The 19,520-nt window shown below is 70.5% G+C and carries 21 protein-coding genes; 12 read left to right on the forward strand and 9 right to left on the reverse strand.

The window, feature by feature from the left end; genetic code table 11:
• Positions 1-49: 49 nt before the first annotated feature.
• From LLS1_RS11845 to LLS1_RS11855, 3 genes are all read right to left on the reverse strand, one after another.
• Positions 50-1,543, reverse strand: a complete 1,494-nt coding sequence (locus LLS1_RS11845) for a catalase (protein ID WP_226655778.1) — start codon at positions 1,541-1,543, stop codon at positions 50-52.
• Between the two features lie 8 nt (positions 1,544-1,551).
• Positions 1,552-2,001 carry a Fur family transcriptional regulator gene (locus LLS1_RS11850; protein ID WP_226655779.1) on the reverse strand — a complete coding sequence of 150 codons (450 nt, stop codon included), beginning with the start codon at positions 1,999-2,001 and terminating at the stop codon, positions 1,552-1,554.
• 66 nt (positions 2,002-2,067) lie between these two features.
• Positions 2,068-2,499, reverse strand: coding sequence for a DUF6069 family protein (locus tag LLS1_RS11855; RefSeq protein ID WP_226655781.1), 432 nt, complete (start codon positions 2,497-2,499; stop codon positions 2,068-2,070).
• 90 nt (positions 2,500-2,589) lie between these two features.
• Between LLS1_RS11855 and LLS1_RS11860 the strand changes: the two genes are divergently transcribed.
• Entirely contained in the window at positions 2,590-3,192 is a 603-nt protein-coding gene (locus LLS1_RS11860; protein WP_226655783.1) for a TetR/AcrR family transcriptional regulator, read from the forward strand.
• A gap of 22 nt (positions 3,193-3,214) precedes the next feature.
• On the opposite strand, the gene LLS1_RS11865 is transcribed toward LLS1_RS11860, so the two are convergent.
• Both LLS1_RS11865 and LLS1_RS11870 read right to left on the reverse strand, forming a co-directional pair.
• Entirely contained in the window at positions 3,215-3,895 is a 681-nt protein-coding gene (locus LLS1_RS11865) for a response regulator (protein ID WP_223359627.1), read from the reverse strand.
• Positions 3,892-5,160 (reverse strand): ATP-binding protein, encoded by a 1,269-nt coding sequence (locus LLS1_RS11870; protein WP_226655784.1) that lies wholly within the window; start codon positions 5,158-5,160, stop codon positions 3,892-3,894. Before LLS1_RS11870 ends, LLS1_RS11865 begins: the two co-directional genes overlap by 4 nt.
• Before the next feature lie 146 nt (positions 5,161-5,306).
• Between LLS1_RS11870 and LLS1_RS11875 the strand changes: the two genes are divergently transcribed.
• Entirely contained in the window at positions 5,307-6,725 is a 1,419-nt protein-coding gene (locus LLS1_RS11875) for a cation:dicarboxylate symporter family transporter (RefSeq protein WP_226655786.1), read from the forward strand.
• A gap of 85 nt (positions 6,726-6,810) precedes the next feature.
• Positions 6,811-7,302 (forward strand): DUF4190 domain-containing protein, encoded by a 492-nt coding sequence (locus LLS1_RS11880; RefSeq protein ID WP_226655788.1) that lies wholly within the window; start codon positions 6,811-6,813, stop codon positions 7,300-7,302.
• Positions 7,303-7,311: 9 nt separating this feature from the next.
• Here LLS1_RS11880 and LLS1_RS11885 read toward each other — a convergent pair whose 3' ends face one another.
• Genes LLS1_RS11885 through LLS1_RS11895 form a run of 3 tightly spaced genes read right to left on the reverse strand, consistent with a single transcriptional unit; the run spans position 7,312 to position 10,124 of the window.
• Complete coding sequence (locus tag LLS1_RS11885; protein WP_226655790.1) at positions 7,312-7,782, reverse strand: hypothetical protein; 471 nt, start codon at positions 7,780-7,782, stop codon at positions 7,312-7,314.
• Between the two features lie 16 nt (positions 7,783-7,798).
• A complete protein-coding gene (locus LLS1_RS11890) occupies positions 7,799-9,526 on the reverse strand; it encodes a sodium:proton antiporter (protein WP_223359634.1) in 1,728 nt (575 codons plus the stop codon).
• Between the two features lie 28 nt (positions 9,527-9,554).
• On the reverse strand, positions 9,555-10,124 hold the full coding sequence (locus LLS1_RS11895) for a TetR/AcrR family transcriptional regulator (RefSeq protein WP_223359635.1): 570 nt from the start codon (positions 10,122-10,124) through the stop codon (positions 9,555-9,557).
• A gap of 180 nt (positions 10,125-10,304) precedes the next feature.
• On the opposite strand from LLS1_RS11895, the gene LLS1_RS11900 reads away from it, so the two are divergent.
• The 9 genes from LLS1_RS11900 (at position 10,305) to LLS1_RS11940 (ending at position 19,003) form a co-directional block, all read left to right on the forward strand.
• Entirely contained in the window at positions 10,305-11,972 is a 1,668-nt protein-coding gene (locus LLS1_RS11900) for an MFS transporter (RefSeq protein WP_226655792.1), read from the forward strand.
• 202 nt (positions 11,973-12,174) lie between these two features.
• Positions 12,175-13,101, forward strand: coding sequence for an ABC transporter permease (locus LLS1_RS11905; RefSeq protein WP_226655794.1), 927 nt, complete (start codon positions 12,175-12,177; stop codon positions 13,099-13,101).
• Positions 13,101-13,919, forward strand: a complete 819-nt coding sequence (locus LLS1_RS11910) for an ABC transporter permease (protein ID WP_226655796.1) — start codon at positions 13,101-13,103, stop codon at positions 13,917-13,919. Before LLS1_RS11905 ends, LLS1_RS11910 begins: the two co-directional genes overlap by 1 nt.
• 28 nt (positions 13,920-13,947) lie before the next feature.
• Entirely contained in the window at positions 13,948-15,015 is a 1,068-nt protein-coding gene (locus LLS1_RS11915; protein WP_226655801.1) for a PotD/PotF family extracellular solute-binding protein, read from the forward strand.
• A 29-nt stretch (positions 15,016-15,044) separates the two neighbouring features.
• A complete protein-coding gene (locus tag LLS1_RS11920; RefSeq protein WP_226655803.1) occupies positions 15,045-16,175 on the forward strand; it encodes an ABC transporter ATP-binding protein in 1,131 nt (376 codons plus the stop codon).
• Between the two features lie 31 nt (positions 16,176-16,206).
• On the forward strand, positions 16,207-17,001 hold the full coding sequence (locus LLS1_RS11925) for a carbon-nitrogen hydrolase family protein (RefSeq protein ID WP_226655804.1): 795 nt from the start codon (positions 16,207-16,209) through the stop codon (positions 16,999-17,001).
• 44 nt (positions 17,002-17,045) lie between these two features.
• Entirely contained in the window at positions 17,046-17,714 is a 669-nt protein-coding gene (locus LLS1_RS11930) for an RraA family protein (RefSeq protein ID WP_226655806.1), read from the forward strand.
• Between the two features lie 34 nt (positions 17,715-17,748).
• The gene (locus tag LLS1_RS11935; RefSeq protein WP_226655812.1) at positions 17,749-18,483 is read left to right on the forward strand and encodes a 3-keto-5-aminohexanoate cleavage protein; all 735 of its coding nucleotides are present in this window, start codon (positions 17,749-17,751) and stop codon (positions 18,481-18,483) included.
• A 40-nt stretch (positions 18,484-18,523) separates the two neighbouring features.
• The gene (locus LLS1_RS11940) at positions 18,524-19,003 is read left to right on the forward strand and encodes an Lrp/AsnC family transcriptional regulator (RefSeq protein ID WP_223359652.1); all 480 of its coding nucleotides are present in this window, start codon (positions 18,524-18,526) and stop codon (positions 19,001-19,003) included.
• Here the strand turns inward: LLS1_RS11940 and LLS1_RS11945 are convergent.
• On the reverse strand, positions 18,985-19,503 hold the full coding sequence (locus tag LLS1_RS11945) for an Lrp/AsnC family transcriptional regulator (protein ID WP_223359653.1): 519 nt from the start codon (positions 19,501-19,503) through the stop codon (positions 18,985-18,987). The two genes, LLS1_RS11940 and LLS1_RS11945, sit on opposite strands and share 19 nt — an antisense overlap.
• Positions 19,504-19,520 lie beyond the last annotated feature (17 nt).

Here is a 19,520-nt window from a genome sequence, read left to right on the forward strand (position 1 = left end):
GCGGGTCGCGGTGGTCCGCGACCCGCAACGACTCACGCTTCGCGGGAGGTCACTCCCCGACGCCGACGGGCTCGGCGACCTCGTTCGCGTCCTGTGCGGGGGATGCCAGACGGCTGCGGAGAGCCTGGCCGAGTCCGGCGTCCACGTTCGTCCAGTACTGGATCGCGCGCTCGCGGATGTCGTCGCGCTGGACACCGCCGACCGCTCCGGAGATCGTGTCGAGGAAGCGCTCGCGCGCCGCGTCGTCGAAGACCTCGCGGTAGAGGGCGCCGGCCTGGCCGAAGTCGTCGTCCTCGGCGTGCAGGGTGGCCGCGGCGCGGACGAGTGCGCCGTCCGACTCCCACGAGCCCTCTCCCGCGCGGGCGGCGTCGGCCGTCGGTCCGCCGAACGAGTTCGGCGCGTAGACCGGGGCGTCCGCCGGCTTGAAGCCGTGACGGGCGGCGCCGTCCTGCGAGTAGTTGTGCACCGGGGCGACCGGTCGGTTGACGGGGAGCTCGTTGTAGTTGGTGCCCACCCGGTAGCGCTGCGCGTCGGGGTAGGAGAACACGCGTGCCATCAGCATCTTGTCGGGGCTGATGTCGATGCCCGGGACGGTGTTGGCCGGCGAGAACGCGGCCTGCTCGATCTGCGCGAAGAAGTTCTCCGGGTTCTCGTTGAGCGTGTGCACACCGACCTCGATCAGCGGGTAGTCCGCGTGCGGCCACACCTTGGTGAGGTCGAACGGGTTGAACCGGTAGGTCTTCGCCTCCTCGTAGGGCATGACCTGGACGGAGACCTTCCACGCCGGGAACTCCCCGCGCTGGATGGCCTCGTACAGGTCACGGCGGTAGTAGTCGGCGTCGGCGCCCGCGATGGCCTCCGCCTCCGCGCCCTCCATCTCCTCGTTGCCCTGCAGCGCGTGGAAGTGGTACTTGACCCAGAAGCGCTCGCCCGCGGCGTTGATCCACTGGTAGGTGTGCGAGCCGAAGCCGGGCATGTGGCGCCAGGAGCGCGGGATGCCGCGATCGCCCATCAGGTAGGTCACCTGGTGGGCCGACTCCGGCGAGAGGGTCCAGAAGTCCCACTGCATGTCCGCGTCGCGCAGGCCCGAGCCGGGGAGGCGCTTCTGCGAGTGGATGAAGTCGGGGAACTTGATGCCGTCGCGGATGAAGAACACCGGGGTGTTGTTGCCGACGATGTCGTAGTTGCCCTCGGTCGTGTAGAACTTCACCGAGAAGCCGCGTACGTCGCGCCAGGTGTCGGGGGAGCCCTGCTCGCCGGCGACCGACGAGAAGCGCTGCAGTGTGCGGGTCTTCGTGCCGGGCTGGAACACCGCGGCCTTCGTGTACGCCGAGACGTCGCCGGTGACGACGAACTCTCCGAACGCGCCGCCGCCCTTCGCGTGGACGATGCGCTCCGGGATGCGCTCCCGGTTGAACTGCGCGAGCTTCTCGACCAGGTAACGGTCGTGGAGAGCGGTGACGCCGTCCGTTCCCGCCGTGAGCGAGTGCGCGTCGCTGCCGACCGGGGTGCCGGTCTGGGTCGTCGTGTAGTTGTCGGTCATGGTTCTCCTTACCTCACCGGTGTGCGCGCGGGGGCGTCCGCGTGCTCCTGACAGGACGGGCACAGGCCCCAGAACGTCACTTCGGCCGTGTTCACCGCGAACCCCGACGCGTCGCCGGGCTGCAGGCAGGGCGCGTGCCCCACGACGCAGTCGACGTCCGCCACGGCGCCGCACGAGGTGCAGACGACGTGGTGGTGGTTGTCGCCCGTGCGGCGTTCGTAGCGCGCGGGCGACCCGGCCGGCTCGATCCGGCGCAGCAGCCCGACGGCCGTGAGGTCGCCGAGCACGTTGTGCACGTTCTGGATCGAGGTGCCGGGGAGGGCGGGGAGCACGGCGTGGAGCACCGTCTCCGCATCGGAGTGGGGCAGGCGCGAGAGCGCGTCGAGCACGGCCAGCCGGCCCTGCGTGACGCGCAGCCCGGCGGAGCGCAGTGCGCTCTCGAGCTGTGCCGTGTCCATGGCTCGAACATACCGCTTATTTTGAATTGATCAAAATAATGCGGATTCCCGGCGCGACGTCGACGGTCAGTGCTCCCGCCGTGACGCGAGCACGTAGGCCGGCACCGCGATCGCCGCGGTGGCCACGTGCATCAGCGCGAGTGCGATCACCGCCGGCAGTGTGGTGCCCGGGATGAACCGGAGGACCGCGAGGAGGACATCGGGAGCGAACGACAGGGCGACGACCACGGGAACGGCCACCGCCAGCGCCCTGCGCGGGTGGCCCGCCCGGCGACTGATCGCGCGCCAGCCCACCCAGCCGACGAGGATGCCGAGGATCGTCATCGACGCGTATGCGGGGAGCGTGACGGGGCCGTAGGAAGCGGGCACGCCGAGGGCGACCGCGATGTTCGCGATGGCGGCATTGACGGCGATCGAGAGGGCGGTGGCGATGCCCAGGATGAGGGCGGCGCGTGCCGGGCGGGCGCGCGAGGCCGAGGGAGCGGCGGTGGAGACCATGGAATCCTCCTGCGAGTGATCGATTACGGTTCCAAGCGGTACCGTAATCAATTACGGTACCGCTCATTCCCGAAAGATACAATCGTCTGCATGTCCTCCCTCGCCGGCCGCTCGTCCGGGCGTCCACGCGTGGAAGGCCTCGAGCGCCGCATCCTCGAAGCCACGCAGGACCTGCTCATCGAGGTCGGCTACGGGGGCACGACGATCGCCGCGGTCGCTGAACGCGCGCATTGCGGGAAGTCGGCCATCTACCGGCGCTGGGAGACCAAAGTCGACCTGGTCGTGGCCGCGGTCCGGGACTCGCAGCGGCCGTCGGAACTCCCCGACACCGGCTCGTTGCGCGAGGACCTGGTCGCGGCGGCGATGCACTTCGCCGCAGGCGATGGCCGGTCGGGCCGTGTGCTGGCGAGCCTGCTGACCGCGATCGGCACCGATTCCGAGCTCTACGATGCGGCGTACCGCGACGTCGGTCAGCCTCCGGTCCGGGCGCTCATCGCCGTCATCGAGCGGTGGATCGCGCGCGGCGTCGTGCCTCCGACCGTCCCGGTGGAACTCATCGCGGGGATCGTCCCGACCGCCGCGTTCGGAAGCGTCGTGCTCCGCAAGCAGTCCCTGGACGAGCAGGCGGTGCGCGAGCTGATCGACTTCGTCGTCGTACCGGCGCTCGGATATCGACACGGCGCTCCGGCCTGAGGGGCCCGTCGGCCGCGGATCGCTATCGCCAGCGATACTCCGTCTCGGGCCGACCGGGTGTGCCGTAGCGGGGTTCGCGCGTGAGGCGGCCGGCGTCCGCCAGGTACTCGAGGTAGCGCCGAGCGGCCACGCGGGACATCCCGAGAAGGGACGCCGTCTCCGCGGCCGATAGCGCGCCACGCTCGCGCACCGTGTCCCGGATGCGGCCCAGCGTCTCCGGCGACAGGCCCTTCGGCAGCGGCGGCGCGCTCGTCGGGCGGCGGGCGCCGAGCAGGGCGTCGATCTCGTCCTGGGTGGGCGCGCCGGCCGCATCCACGGAACGACGCCGGTACTCGCGGAACTGCTCCAAGCGGTCGGCGAAGACCGCGAACGAGAACGGCTTGACCAGATACTGGACGACGCCCAGCGCGGCCATCTGGTGCACGACCTCCGCATCCCGCACCGCCGTGACGGCGATGACGTCGACGTCCGAGCCGCGAGCGCGCAGCCGGCGCAGCACCTCCAGGCCGCTCCCGCCGGGCATGGTCATGTCGAGCAGCACCAGGTCGATGGGCTCGGCCGGCGGACTCTCCAGCAGAGCGGTGAGCGCCGCGTGGGCGCCCGCGCACTCGCCGACGACGCGGAACCCGTCCACACGTTCGACGTACCGGCGGTGCAGCTCGAGCGTGAGCGCCTCGTCGTCCACGAGGAGAACGCCGATCACGGGATCCTCCGCCCGGGCAGTTCGGCGCGGAACCGGGTGGGATGGGCGTCGAGGCTCAGGGTTCCGCCCGCCCCCTCCACGATCGCCTTGACGAGGGGGAGTCCCACCCCGCGGCCGCCCTCCGCCGCCGGCTTGGTCGAGAAGCCCGGCTCGAAGATCCGGCCGCGCACGCCCGGCGGGACTCCGTCGCCGCTGTCGGCGACCTCCATCACCACTCCGCCGCCCTCGGCGCGCGCGAGCGTGAAGCGCACCCATCGCGGGTCGGGCCCGGAGGCCGCGGCGTCCAACGCGTTGTCGATCAGGTTGCCGACGACGGAGACGGCATCCACCGCGCTGAGACTCGTGCGCGGCGTATCCGGGTCGAGCACGGCCTCCCAGTCCACGCCCCGCTCGGCGGCCTGCGCTGCCTTGCCGAGCAGGAGCGCCCCGACGGTCGGATCGCCCGCGCGCGCGGCCGTGACCTGGTCGACCAGCGCTTGGCTCTGCCGTGACGTCTCGGTGAGCAGTTCGACGGCCTCGTCGGTGCGGCCGAGCTCGATCAGGGCGACCGCAGTGTGCATCCGGTTGCCGTGCTCGTGATTCTGGGCGCGCAGCGCCTCGCCCAGCGTCCGGACCGATTCGTACGACGAGACCGCGTCGCGCACCTCACGGGCGGGGAGGTCGCCCGTCACCCGCCGTGTGAGGCGCCGCACGACCAACGCCCCCACGACCCCGGCGGCCGTCACCGCCAGCGCGATCCCGATCGCGTACGGAATCCGCGGCAGGAGGGTGCTGCCGATGCTCTCGACGGTGACGCCCGTCGCCACCCAGCCGACCTGCCGGCGTCCGTCGAGCACAGGGGCGATGGTCCGGACCGACGGGCCCAGCGTCCCGGTGAACTCCTCGGTGCGGGCGACGGGGGTGGCGGGGATGGTGCCGAGATAGTGTCTGCCGATCTGGTCCGGATCCGGGTGGGTCACCCGGATGCCCTCGGTCGTCATGATCGTGATGAAGTCGACGCCGGCGCTGCGGGTGACGCGCTCGGTGACCGGCTCCAGCTCGGCGGTCGCCGCACGCGGCCCCGCCGTCAGCGCCGACGCCACCTCCGGGAGCTCGGCGAGCGTCTGTGAGACGGAGCGCGTCACCCGCTCGGCTTCGGTCCGAGCCGAGCGCTGCGCGTCCAGCACGAGCAGCACGGCCGTGAGTGCGCCGGCGACGAGCACGACGGCGACCAGAACCGCGAACACCCGCGACGCCGCGCTGCGCATCACTCCCCGTCGAGCCATAGTCCTCCCAGCGTGCCAGAGAATCCCCGACGCGATCGCGACCAATACGACCGCAACCCCCGCCCCGGCCCGCTCCACGGCGATGCTTGTGCGACCGCCCGCCGAATCCGGCGGGGACGAACAGCGACGTTCTCCTGGAGGCGATCATGCCACTCTCGACCCGCACCACATCCTTCCTCCTGCCCAGCTGGGGCGGTCGACGCAAGCGCCGACCCGACAAGCACGCCTGGCTCTACCTCGCGGTCATCGCCGCGGTCGTGCTCGGCGCGATCGTCGGCCTGGTGTGGCCGGAGGTCGGTGTGGCGCTCAAGCCCCTCGGCGAAGGGTTCGTGGCACTCATCCACATGATGATCGCGCCGATCATCTTCTGCACCATCGTCGTCGGCGTCGGGTCCATCGCGAAGGCGGCCACCGTGGGGAAGGTCGGCGGGCTCGCCCTGGTCTACTTCCTGGTGATGTCGACGGTCGCGCTGGCGATCGGCCTCGTCGTGGGCAACCTCATCCACCCGGGCGAGGGGCTCAACATGACGGGCGCCACGTACACGGCCACCGCAGAGGCGACGTCCACGTCGGAGTTCGTGCTCGGCATCATCCCCACGTCGTTCTTCTCCGCCTTCACCGAGGGCAGCGTGCTGCAGGTGCTGTTCATCGCGTTGCTCGTCGGCTTCGCGGTGCAGAAGATGGGGCGCACCGGCGAGGGCATCATGAGCGCGGTGAAGCACCTCCAGGCGCTCGTGTTTCGCATCCTCGGCATGATCCTCTGGCTGGCCCCCGTCGGGGCGTTCGGCGCGATCGCCGCCGTCGTCGGCAACACGGGCATCGGCGCCATCTGGAGCCTCGGGCTGCTCATGGTCGCCTTCTACATCACGTGCTTCGTCTTCATCGCCGGCGTGCTGGGCCTGCTCCTGTTCGCGGTCGCGCGGGTGAACATCTTCCGCCTCATCGGCTACCTCGGCCGCGAATACCTGCTCATCGTCGGAACCTCGTCGTCGGAGTCCGCTCTTCCGCGCCTGATGGCGAAGCTGGAGCATCTGGGCGTCTCGAAGCCCGTCGTCGGCATCACCGTGCCCACCGGCTACTCGTTCAACCTCGACGGGACGGCCATCTATCTGACCATGGCGTCCTTGTTCATCGCCACGGGGATGGGGCAGCCGATGTCGATCCCGGAACAGATCGGCCTCCTGGTCTTCATGATCATCGCGTCCAAGGGCGCGGCCGGCGTCACCGGCGCGGGCCTCGCGACGCTCGCGGGCGGCCTCCAGGCGTACCGACCGGACCTCGTCAACGGCGTCGGCGTGATCGTCGGCATCGACCGCTTCATGTCGGAGGGGCGGGCGGTCACCAACTTCACCGGGAACGCCGTCGCTGCCGTGCTCATCGGAACCTGGACGCGCCAGTTCGACGCCGACCGCGCCCGACAGGTCCTGCGCGGTGAGCTGGCCTTCGACGAGACCGCACTCAGCGTCGACACTCACGGCACCCCACAGAAGCACGACACCGCAGAGACGGAAGCAGCGGTCCGGACCTCCGGTGAAGCGGTTTCGTCGGGGACGGGAAGCGCGTGAGCGACCCCGGCCTCTGATGGGCCGCTCCGGGATGGGATACGGTGTGCGGGAGCATCGGGAGCATCGGGAGCATCGGGAGGATCGGATGACGGACCAGAACGCCCAGGAGCCGCAGGGGCGACCGCAGTACCAGCCGCAGAACGGGACCGGACAGGCCGGTTATGCGCCCCCGGTCCCGCCCGCCCCGCAGGGATATCCGTCCCAGCCGGGGTACCCGCCCCAGCCCGGGTATCCCGCGCAGCCGGTGCAGCCCGCGCAGCCGGTGCACCCCGCTTATGTCGCGGCCTACGGCGTCGCGGTCTACCCGGTCGCGCCGCCCGAGCCGAAGGGCCTGTCCATCGCCTCGATGGTGCTCGGCCTGGTCTCTCTGGTGGCGGGTTTCACGTTCGTGGTGCCGCTCATCGGCCTCATCCTCGGCATCGTCGGGGTGCGTCGCGAGCCGGCAGGACGGGGGATGGCTGTGACGGGCATCGTGATCAGCTCCCTGATCCTGCTGGTCTGGGTGGTCATCATCGGCATGATCCTGTTCGCCGGTCTGCTGGCGGCAGGCGGCGCGGCCACCTACCGCAGCGCCTGAGAGGCGACCTCAGCGCCCGGCCGCTCCCCTCCGCGTCCGGAGGGCATTCCGGCCGGCGAGCGACACGGGGATGTGGCCGGCCGCAAGGATGATCGCCGATCCGGCCAGCCATGGGTTGACCAGCCAGGCGGCCGCGCACGCGAACACGGCGACCGGGAGGATCGCCATCGGCACCGGCACGCCGATCACCGATTCGAACAGCAGTTCCGCGCGGCGTCCGCGGACGAGGTAGCGCGCCCAGAGCGCGTCATAGGCGAGCAGCGTCAGCGCGGCCGGGAGAGCCCACCACCAGAGCAGGCCGCCGGGCTCCGTGATGGCCGGAACCACCAGGCACAGCGCCTGTCCCGCTCGCTCGAGCACCGTCAGGGCGAGCGCGGGGCGGATGGTCGGCAGTCGATCGCGCGGAGGGAACGCCAGGAGCAGCAGACTCGGCGCGAACACCGCGACCCCGACGATCAACCCCCATGGCGAGAAGCCCACGATGTCATGCAGCGGCTCAGCGCGAGCGCGAGCGGAGCCGCGTCTCCTCGAGGTCGAGCATGCCCTGGGCCTCGGCCAGGATGCGGGAGGGGTAGAGCCCGCGGGAGCGCTCCAGGAGCAACCGGTCGCGTTCGGCGTCGACGACGGCCAACCGGAGGGCGCGGTACACGTGATGGGGCCTGCTCTCGGCCGGGGTGTCGGAGAGCACGATGCGCTCCCAGGCGGACTCCGCCTGCAGGTACGACGACTGCCGGACACGCTCGACGATCTCCGGGTCGATCGGTCCGGGGCTGCCGACGACGGTCTCGGGTTCGTCGAGCACTTTGAGGCCGGTCTCGCTCAGGTCGTCGAGCAGCTGGGCGAGGAGGCGCCGGTCGTCCGTGACGTCCACGCCCTGCAGGCCGAGTGTGCGGATGAGCCAGGGCAGCGTCCCGCCCTGCACCACCAGGCTCACGACGGCGACGGTGAAGGCGATCAGGATGAGCTGCGGGCGGTAGGGGATACCCAGCGGGAGGGACTGCGCGGCCGCCAGGGTCACGACGCCGCGCATCCCGGACCAGCCGAGCACGACGCCGCCCTTCCAGTCGATGGCCTCCTGGCGGAACTCCTCGAGGTCGTTGCGGTGCCGCTGGTACCGCACCTCCGCCCGTTGCTTGCGCACGGCTTGCCAGCGGTACTTGACCGGATGGTCGCGGAAGTAGCTGATGAGCAGCCATTCCTTCAGCACCGCCCGTTCGGCGTGCTGCGCGCGTCTTCGGAGCGAGTAGATGAGGGGGCCGATCAGCAGGAACCGGATGACGACGAGGGAGAGCATCGCGATCAGGCCGAGCAGGATGGAGTCCCACACGCCGAGGATCTCGGGGTGGTCGACATCGGCGACGAGGGTGCGGATCTCGAGCCCGATGAGCAGGAAGACACCGTTCTCGAGCAGGAACTGGATGGTGCGCCAGTTGATCTGGTCGCTGATGCGCGCCTGGGCGGTGAAGTGCCGCGGCGCCGCGTGACCCGTGTAGAGGCCGGCGATGACGACGGCCAGCACGCCCGAGCCGTGCAGCGCCTCCGTCGGGGCGAACGCCGCGAAGGGCACGACGACCGAGAGAGCGGTGTCGAGCACGGGGTCGTGGAGCTTGGAGCGCACCCAGACGGAGACGAACCCCACGACCAGTCCGACGACGAGGGCGAGGACGACGGCCGTGACGAAGTCGACCACGCCGGCGAAGGGCGTGCTGAGCGATCCGACGGCGGCGGCGAGGGCCGTGCGCAGCAGCACCAGGGCGGTCGCGTCGTTGACGAGGCCCTCGCCCTCCAGCACGGTCAGCACGCGCGGCGGGAGGCCGAGCTTGCGGCCGATGGAGGTCGCCGCCACCGCGTCGGGCGGGCTGATGATCGCCCCCAGAGCGATGGCCGCGGCGAGGTTCAGATCGGGCAGGAGCGTGTACAGCACGAACCCCGACGCGAAGGCCGTGATGATGACGAGCACGACCGAGAGGCCCGCGATCGGCGCGAGGTTGCGGCGGAAGTCGGTGAGCGGGACGCTGATCGCCGCCGCGTAGAGGATCGGCGGAAGGAGTCCGTCGAGGATGACCTCGGGCGGCACGTCGATCTCGGGCACCCCCGGCAGGAACGACAGCGTGACGCCCACGATCACCAGGATGATGGGCGCGGCGACGCCGAGCTTGCGGGCGAACGCGGCCACGCCGACGATCACCGCCACCGCGATCACCGCATATACGCCGAGCTCCATCTAGTCAGGCCAGGGGCGTCCGGCAGCCCTAGCGGGCGCGCAATCCGTCGATGGCCATGGCGATCACGCGGTCCCGCTGCTCATCGTCGTCGAACGCGACGCCCGCGATGCCGGAGACCATGCGGATGACGTCGCCGATCGTGGCGTCCTCGCGCAGCTCGCCCGCCTCCTGCGCGCGCTCGAGCAGCGGCTCGCCGGCGTCGTAGAGGGAGGTGCGGCAGCTGAGCAGCACGGGGGAGTCCTTGTTGAGGCCCTCCAGCAGGGCCTTCTTGGTGCCGATATAGGTGACGAAGCGGCGCAGCCACGCCTCGACGCCCACCCACGGGTCCTCGAGGTCCGCGGCGTCCTCTGCGGCGTGGACGACCGCCTCCACCTCGTCGACGTAGACGGCCTCGACCAGTGCGTCGCGCGTCGGGAAGTTGCGATAGAGGGTGCCGATGCCGACGCCGGCGCGGCGGGCGATGTCTTCGAGGGACGCGCTGGTTCCGTCGGTGGCGAAGGCCTCGCGGGCGGCGGCCAGCAGGGCGTCGAAGTTGCGCCGCGCGTCGGCCCGCTGCGGGCGCACGACACCGACGTAAGCGGTGTCTGTGCCGGTCACGGCGGATCCTTCCGAACGGGTCGTCGACGGGGTCGTCGAAACAAGTATGGCAGAAAGGCTTGCGAAGCGGAGGCGCCCTCCGGTAATGTCTTTCCAGTAACCGGAGGCACCCTCCGAACGGAGCCTGCCTCCAATTGTAGCCCATCTCGGGCGTTCCTTCGAGAAACGGAAGAAACCGACATGTCTCGATCCCGACCCGGCGTCACCTTCGCCATCCTGGCCCTCAGCGTGGCCTCCTTCGCGACCCTCCAGTCGCTCGTCGTCCCCGTCCTCCCCGTCATCCAGTCCGACCTCGGCACCACGACCGCCGGTGTCACCTGGACCATGACCGCGTGGCTCATCGCCGCTGCGGTCGCCACCCCGTTGCTCGGCCGCGTCGGCGACATCGTCGGCAAACGCCGCGTGTTCGTCCTCTCCCTGCTCGCGGTCGCGCTCGGCAGCGTCATCGCCGCCGTCGCGCCGTCCATCGGCGTGCTGATCGCCGGACGCGTCGTCCAGGGCATCGGCGGCGCTATGTTCCCGCTCGCGTTCGGCATCATCCGGGACGAGTTCCCGGCCCGCCGCCTCCCCTCCGCCATCGGTGCGATCGCGTCGGTCATCGCGATCGGCAGCGGGCTCGGCACCGTGCTGGCGGGCCCCCTCGCCGACCTGCTCAGCTGGCGCGGCCTGTTCCTCGTCCCGGTCGCCCTCACCGTGACCGGTGCCGTGCTCACCATGGTGTTCATCCCGGAGTCGCGCGAGCGCGCCGCGGGCGGTGTCAATCCGTGGTCGGGCGTGCTGCTCTCCGGCTGGCTGATCGCACTGCTCCTCCCGCTCAGCACGGGAGCGCAGTGGGGCTGGTCGTCGCCGCAGGTGATCGGCCTCTTCGCGGCGGCAGCGGCACTGCTGGCGGCCTGGGTCGTCGTCGAGCTACGATCCCTGCACCCCCTGGTCGACATGCGGCTCATGCGCGAACCGGGCGTCTGGTCCATGAATGCGGCGGCCATCTTCATCGGCGCGTCGATGTTCGCGGTCTTCGCCTACTTCCCGCGGTTCGTGCAGACCCCCGCCGGCAGCGGCTACGGACTCGGGGCGTCCGTCGCCGAGTCCGGGATGCTGATGCTCCCGATGCTCGTCACGATGGCCGTGACCGGGTTCGCCAGCGGCCCCCTCGCCCGGTGGATCGGGTTCCGCGCCCAGATCGTCATCGCGGCCGTCCTCATGTCGGCGGCCGGCCTGTCCCTCGCGTTCCTGCACGGTTCGCTGTTCGACGTCGCCGCCGCGTCGGGCGTGTTCGGCATCGGTCTCGGCCTCATCTACGCCGCGATCACCAGCGTCGTCGTGCAGAGCGTCCCGGCGACGCAGACCGGCGTCGCCAGCGGCATGAACGCCAACCTGCGCACCGTCGGCTCGGCCATCGGGGCCGCCGTCATGACGGCGCTCGTCACGGGTGCGACCGCCGCAGACGGCCTCCCGGCCGAGTCCGGCTACACCGAGGGCTTCGCGACGGCCGGCGTGCTGGCGCTCGGCGCCGGCGCGGTCACGGTCGCCGGCGGCGTGCTGCTGCGCTCCCGCGCCCGCCGCGCCGACGTCGCGGCGGAGCTCGCCGCGGTCGCCGGCCTCGCCCGGTTGCAGGAGCGCGATCCTGCGCCGTGGGTGACCCCGGTTCCGGCCGTCACGCCGGCTCAGCCGGCTCTCTCCCTCGCCGAGGTGGAGTCGGTGGCGGTCCCGGTCATGCTGGCCGAGCAGACCGAGGCGGCGGAGTTCGACCGGCTTGCGGCCAAGGTCGCCGCGGAGGCGGTGGGAGCGGGGGCACTCCCGGAGTCGCTCGAGCGCCCGGCGCGGTCGGAGCACTTGGAGGTCGCCTGACGCGGCACAGATCGAACGCGAGAACGGCCCGGGTCCTGCGACCCGGGCCGTGCCGCGTCCGGCGCCCTTCGATATGCGAAAGCATGTAACGGCCCAGCCACTGATCTCGAACCGCCCCTCGGTATCCGGCGGGTGAACGGGTCGCCAACAATGGATCAACCCCGGCGCGCTGCCGGGTCTGACCCAAGGAGGGAGCCCCGCCGTGACGACCGACACCATCGCCCGCCCCGAGCAGAGGCCGGCCTCGCGAGCCCCGGAGCGCGCCTCCCGTCGCCGTCCCCGCGCCGGGACCGTCACCGGGCTGCTGCTGCTCGCCCCCGCGGTCGTCGCCGTGCTCGGGCTGGCGATCGTGCCCATCCTGCTCGTCGCCCGCAACTCGTTCGCCGAGAGCAATGTCTACGGCGGCATCACCGGCGGATTCACCCTCGAGAACTACGCGCACCTGCTCGACCCCGTGTACGCCAAGGTGCTGGGCTACAGCCTGGGCATGGCCCTCCTGAACACCGCCGTCTGCCTGGTGGTCGGCTACATCGTCTCCTACTACATCGTCTCGCGGCCGCCCCAGCGCCAGTCGCTCCTCCTGCTGCTGATCATCGTCCCGTTCTGGATCGACTTCCTGGTGCGCACCTTCGCCTGGATCAGCGTGCTGGGCCGCGGCGGCCCGGTCTTCGGGATCCTCGAGGCCCTGGGCGTCGACACGGCGAGCCTGTCGCTCGTGCCGAGCCAGGGGGCGGTGGTCATGGGCCTGCTCTACGCCTTCCTGCCGACCGCGATCTTCCCGATCTACGCCAGCATGCGGGCCATCGACCCGTCGGTGAAGGAGGCCGCAGCCGACCTCGGGTGCGGCTGGTGGCAGACGCACTTCCGGGTGCTGATGCCGCTCAGCTCCACGGGGATCGTGGCGGCCGCCATGCTCACGTTCATCCCCACCCTCGGAGTCTTCGTCATCCCCGTGCTCCTCGGCGGCGGCAAGGACCAGCTGGTCGGGAACCTCATCGTCACCCTCTACACGGAGTTCCGCAACCAGCCCATGGGCGCTGCGGTCTCGATGCTCCTGCTGGTGCTCATGCTCCTCGCGATGGCCGTCGCCGGCCTCATCGCCCGACGCGGACGGAAGAAGGCCGCCTGATGGACCGCGTGACCTCCTGGATCGCCCGCCTGGTGCTGGTCTTCCTGTACATCCCGATCATCGCCGTGATCGTCTACTCGTTCAACGCAGCCTCCGGCGGCTACCGATGGACCGGTTTCAGCCTCCGCTGGTACGGCGAGCTGTTCGGCGACACCGCCCTGCTCCAGACCCTCGCGACGAGCGCGATCGTCGGCGTGCTCGCCGCCTCCGTGGCGACGGTCATCGGGCTCCTCGCCGCGATCGGCCTCGTGCGCTACCCCGTGAAGGGGTCGGCTGTGGTGCTCGGAGCGATCGTGCTGCCGCTCATCGTCCCGGAGATCGTGCTCGGCGTGGCGCTCCTCAGCGTCTTCAGCTTCCTGCACGTGCCGCTCGGCATTCTGACCCTGGTGCTCGGGCACCTGATCATCACACTGCCGCTGACCACCCTCATCCTGGTCGGCGCGTTCCGGACGCTCGACCCGAGCCTGATCGAGGCGGCCGCCGACCTCGGCTGCACGCCGTGGCGGACGTTCACCCGCGTCCTGTTCCCGCTGCTGCGCTCGTCGATCATCGCCTCGTGGCTGCTGGCCTTCACGGTCTCCCTGGGGAACATCGTGATCTCGACCTTCGTCAGCGGGGTCGGCTCGACCACGATGCCGCTCCGCGTCTACTCCCTGCTCAAGTCCGGCCTCACCCCCGAGCTCAACGCCCTGGGGACGCTCCTGATCGTCCTGACGTTCGTGGTCGTCCTCTCCGTCGGCATCCAACAGATGCGACGGATCCTCGCGAGCCCATCCGGCCCCGCTCCCGCCCCCGACAGCACCACCGCACCGCGCTAAGTCCCCACCCCCTCCCGGAAGAAGACTCATGAAACGCACAGCACTCCTCGCCGTCGCCGCCGTCGCCGCCCTCGGCCTGTCCGCCTGCTCCAGCGGCACCGGCGGATCCGGCGGCTCCTCCTCCGCCTCCACGCAGCTGAACATCTACGCCTGGGCCGACGAGATCCCGAAGACCGTGATCGCCGCCTTCGAGAAGGAGACCGGCATCACGGTCACCGTCGACACGTTCGACGCCAACGAGACGATGATCTCCAAGCTCGCCGCAGGCGGAGCCGGGTACGACATCGTCGAACCCAGCCAGTACGCCGTCCAGCAGCTCGTGGGACAGAACCTCGTCGAGAAGCTCGACCACTCCAAGATCACCGGACTCGACAACCTCGGAAAGAAGTTCGCCGACCCCAGCTACGACCCCGGCAACGAGTACAGCATCCCGTGGATCTGGGGGACCACCGGCCTCGCCTACAACGAGAAGTGCACGGGCACGGCCATCGACAGCTGGGATGCGCTCTGGAACCCGGCCTACAAGGGCAAGATCTACATGCTCGACAACATGCTGAGCGCCTACATCCCGGCCCTCCAGGTGAACGGGCTGAAGGCGACCAGCACCAGCGAGAAGGACATCGAGACGGCGACCCAGTCCCTCCTCGACCAGAAGCCGCTGCTCGCGGGCTACAACTCGTCGAACTACGCCGACCTGCTCGCCTCCGGTGACGCCTGCGTCGCCGAGGCGTACGGCGGCAGCGCCATCGCCAAGGTCACGGCGGCCAACCCCGACGTGAAGTTCGTGATCCCGAAGGAGGGCGGCACGCTCTGGGTCGACGGATTCGCGGTCGCTAAGGACGCCCCGCACGCGGATGCCGCCTACAAGTGGCTGAACTTCACCCTCCGCCCCGAGATCGCCGCCATGGCGACGAACGACGGAGGCAGCGCCACGGCCAACGATGCGGCGAAGGCCGACATCACCGACACGACGATGCTCGAGAGCGTCGCGGTCTACCCGACCGACGAGCAGCTCAAGAACAGCGAGTTCATCGTCGACCCGGGCAAGGCGCTGCAGTACTTCCAGCAGGGCTGGACCAAGGTCAAGGCCTCCTAGGCCCGACCGCATCCGACGAGGAGCAACCCATGACCACGCTCGCCAGCTCGACCGCTGCCACCCCCGTGCGCACGCCGTCGAACCCCCCGGCCATCCGCCTCGCCGGCGTCACCAAGACGTTCGGCAGCACCACCGTCGTCCAGCCCGTCGATCTCACCATCGAGGACAATGAGTTCTTCTCGATCCTCGGTCCATCGGGATGCGGCAAGACCACGCTGATGCGGATGATCGCGGGCTTCGAGACGCCCACCGGCGGCACGATCGAGCTGGCGGGCAGGTCGGTCGAGACCCTCCCGACCCGCAAGCGCGACCTCAACATGCTGTTCCAGAGCTACGCGCTCTTCCCTCACCTCTCCGTGCGCGACAACATCGGCTTCGAACTGAAGGTGCGCGGACGCAAGCGGTTCCCCGACCGGGAGGCCGCGGTGGAGGAGGCTCTCGCGCTGGTGCGCATGGAGCGGTTCGCCGACCGCAAGCCGACCGAGCTGTCGGGTGGTCAGCGGCAGCGCGTCGCGCTGGCCAGGGCGATCGTCTCGCGACCCGCGGTGGTGCTGCTCGACGAGCCCCTCGGCGCCCTCGACCAGCAGCTCCGCAAAGAGATGCAGGTCGAGCTCAAGCGCATGCAGCGGGAGGTGGGCATCACCTTCGTGTATGTGACCCACGATCAGGAGGAAGCCCTCACCATGTCGGACCGGATCGCCGTGATGTCGGAGGGCAGGGTGCAGCAGGTCGACTCTCCGCGGGCGATCTACGACCACCCGTCCAACCGGTTCGTCGCGGGATTCATCGGTACGTGCAACCTGCTCCCCGCCGTCTATCACGGCACCCCCGCGGGCGCCTCGGTCGACCTCGCCGGGCTCGGCATCGTCCCGGCGGAGGTCGGCGCCGCCGACGCCGGCGCCGAGGTGACCGTCGCCATCCGCCCCGAGCGGGTGCGCCTGCGCTCCGGATCCGCTCAGGCCGGTGAGGTCGCGGCCCGGCTGCTCGACGCCGTCTTCCTCGGCGACGAGTGGCGTTACATCGTCCGAGCGGGCGAGGACGTGCAGATCATCGTGACCCGACCGAGCGACGGCGTCGACGACGAGCTGACACAGCTCGTCCCCGGCGACCCGGTGGCCGTCTCCTGGGCGTCCTCCGACGCGCGCCTCCTCGCGTCCTGACCATCGACCTCCCGACCCCGAAAGGACTGCCATGAAGGTCGCCGCCGGGCAGCTTGCGCCCACCACCGACCCCGCCGTCAACCGGCGCACCATCGAGACGCTGGTCGAGGAGGCCGCAGCGGAGGGAGCCGACCTGCTCGTCCTGCCCGAGGAGGCCATGCTCCTCGCGGACGGTGTCGATGTTCCCCTCGGTGAGCTGGCGCGGGCGGAGTGGCCGGGTTTCGTCGAGTTCATCTCCGGGCTGGCCCGCCGCCATCGGCTCGCGGTCATCGCCGCCGGCTACGAGGGAACGGACAGCGACCGGCCATACAACACGATCGTCGCCGTCGACGAGAGCGGACGCGAACTCGCGCGGTACCGCAAGCTCCACCTCTACGACGCCTTCGCCTACCGGGAGTCCGACTACGTCACACCGGGAGACGACAACCCGGTCGTCGTCGAGATCGCCGGTGCGCTGGTCGGCCTGGTCAACTGTTACGACCTGCGGTTCCCGGAGCTGACCAGGAACCTCATCGATCACGGCGCCGACCTCCTCTCCGTCTCGGCCGCCTGGGTGTCCGGGCCGATGAAGGAGGATCACTGGCGCACGCTGCTGCGGGCCCGGGCCATCGAGTCCACCGCATGGCTCGTCGCTGCCGGCTCGGCATCCCCCGACTGCATCGGCCAGAGCATGGTCGTCGATCCGTTCGGAGTCGTGCGGGCGGCGCTCGGAGGCGAGCCGTACGGGCTCGCCGTCGCCACGGTCTCGCAGCGCCGGACGGACGAGGTGCGCGCCGTCCTGCCGGTGCTCGAGAACCGGCGCCTCAACACCTCCATCAGCCTCTGACCGCGCACGACCACCCCGCCACCCCTCGGAACGAAGGAATCCCCATGTCCGTCCGCATCGGCGCCGTCCCGGCGCCTCTCCCGGCCGACCTGCTCGAGAAGCTCGGACGCGTGTCGTTCCCGACCCTCGGCCACTACCTCGAGGAGGGGTTCGCCGATCCGGGCATCGTCCGCCTGGCCGGCGCCGGTCGCGTCGTCGGAAGGGCGGTCACGGTGCGCACCACCGCGACCGACTCGACGATGCTCCACCACGCGGCCGGACTCGTCGAGTCGGGCGACGTGATCGTCGTCGACACCGGAGGGGATGTGCGGCACGCGCCCCTCGGTCAGGTCGTCGCCACGGCCCTCGCGCTCCGGGGAGCCGCCGGCGCCATCGTCGACGGCGCGGCGACCGACATCGAGGAGATCGCTCCGCTCGGCCTGCCCGTCCACGGCCGGGGGCTCAGCATGCTGACCACGAAGCTCCACGACATCGACGCCGGCGCCCTCAACGTTCCGATCGTCTGCGGCGGCGTGGTCGTGGCTCCCGGCGACGTCGTCCTCGCCGACGCGAACGGGGTGCTCTTCGCGTCCGTGGACGTGCTCGAGGCCGTGATCGACATCGCCCTCGCCGATGACGCCGAGGAGCCCGACCTCATCCAGGACCTCCGCGACGGCGGCCGGCTCGGCGACCTCACCGGCGCCACGGCGACCGTCGAAGGCTTCCTGGCCTGAGACCCTGCACCCTCCCACCGCACGAAAGGCCTCCATGCTCCTCAAAGCCGCCATCAACGGCGGGCGCACGCCCGACGAGTTCCCCGGCGTCCCCCTGACCGCCGCCGACATCGCCCAGCAGGCCGCGGAGGCGCTCGCCGCCGGCGCGACCGTCGTGCACGCCCACGCACGCACCGCGGACGGTGCCCAGACCATCGCACCCGAGCATGTCGGGTCCATGGTGCGGGCGTTCCGGGCGGCGGCTCCGGGCGCGGAGATCGGGACGACGACGGGTCTGTGGACGTGTTCCGGACACGATGAGCGCATGCGTCTCGTCGCCGCGTGGCCCGCCGACGCGCTCCCGGACTTCGCGTCCGTGGCGTTCAGCGAGGACGGCGCTGCGGAGGCGGCGCAGCTGGTGCTCGAGCGCGGCATGGCGCTCGAGAGCGCGGTGTGGTCGATGGACGACGTTCCGGCCCTCCTGGCCTCGCCGACCCTGCACCGCAACGTGCGCATCCTGATCGAGCCCGACGTCGAGTCCGCCTCCGAGGCCGTCGACCTGTGCCGTCGCATCGCGGCTGTGCTTCGCGACGCAGGAGTGACAGCGCCCCTCCTCTACCACGGCTATGACGGCTCGGTCTGGCCGGTCGTCCGAGCCGCCATCGAGGACGGCTGCGAGACCCGCATCGGGCTCGAGGACGGTCTCACCCGGGAGGACGGATCCCTCGCCGAGGGGAACGCCGAGCTGGTCCGGCTGGTCCGTGTGCTGGAGGCCGTCCCGGCGCGGTGACGGACGACGGCTCCCAGGTGCACGGGTTACAGTGCTGCGGATGATCGACGACACCGATCGCTCGCTGATCGAGCTCCTCATGCGCGACGGCCGGCGGCCCTACACCGAGATCGCCGCCGAGCTCGAGGTGAGCGAGGCGACGGTCCGTGGCCGTGTGACGCGCCTGCAGGAGTCGGGCATCCTGCGGATCGTCGCGCTCTGCAACCCGCTCACCCTGGGGCACCAGTCGGTGCGGCTCATGATCGGCGTCCGTGACCACTCGCCGCGCGCGGTGGCGAAGACGCTCGGCGAGATGGCGATGGTCAACCATGTCGCGCTCGGCACCGGCGCTCGCGACATCTATGTGGAGGCGACCTGCCGGGACCTCGGGCAGCTGGTGACACTGCTGGACGACGTCCGCCGGGTGCCCGGAGTCACCGACATCGACGAGTTCGTGCTCCTCGAGCTCTTCAAGGACTACTCGTGGGTGGGCCTGCGGGAGAAGTCCGGTCAGAGCGCCGGTCAGAGCTTCGGGAGCTGACGGGCCGCCGTCCGCCGTTTGATCACCGCGGCGTCGGCCGGGGCGGGATCCTCCCGGAATCCTGCCCAGAGGTAGCTGTCCTTCAGCACCTCCAGCACGGTCAGCGTCTCGAGGTCGTGCACGCCGTTCACCCGTCGGACACGCTCGTTGAGGATGCTGCTGAGGTGCACGACGTCGTCGCAGCGGAGATCGATGATGAGATCGTAGGCGCCCACCGCGCTGGCGATGTACTTGATCTCCGGCACCTGGGCCAGCTGTTTCGCGACGGTCGCGACGGCGACGCCTCGCACCCGGATGGCGACGTGCACCTCGATCTCCCCCAGCTTCGGCGCATCGGCCATGCCCACGACCTGCACGATGCCGGCCTTCGAGAGGCGGCGGTAGCGTGCGCGGACGCTGGGCTCCGAGAGCCCGACGTTGCGGCCGATCACGGCGAACGATCGTCGGCCGTCGATCCTCAGCTGGTCGATGATCTTGCGATCGATCGTGTCGATGTCCATGAGGCGTCCTCGGGTTC

The organism is Leifsonia sp. LS1 (genome assembly GCF_020521355.1).
In the GTDB taxonomy this organism is placed as follows: Bacteria; Actinomycetota; Actinomycetes; order Actinomycetales; family Microbacteriaceae; genus Leifsonia.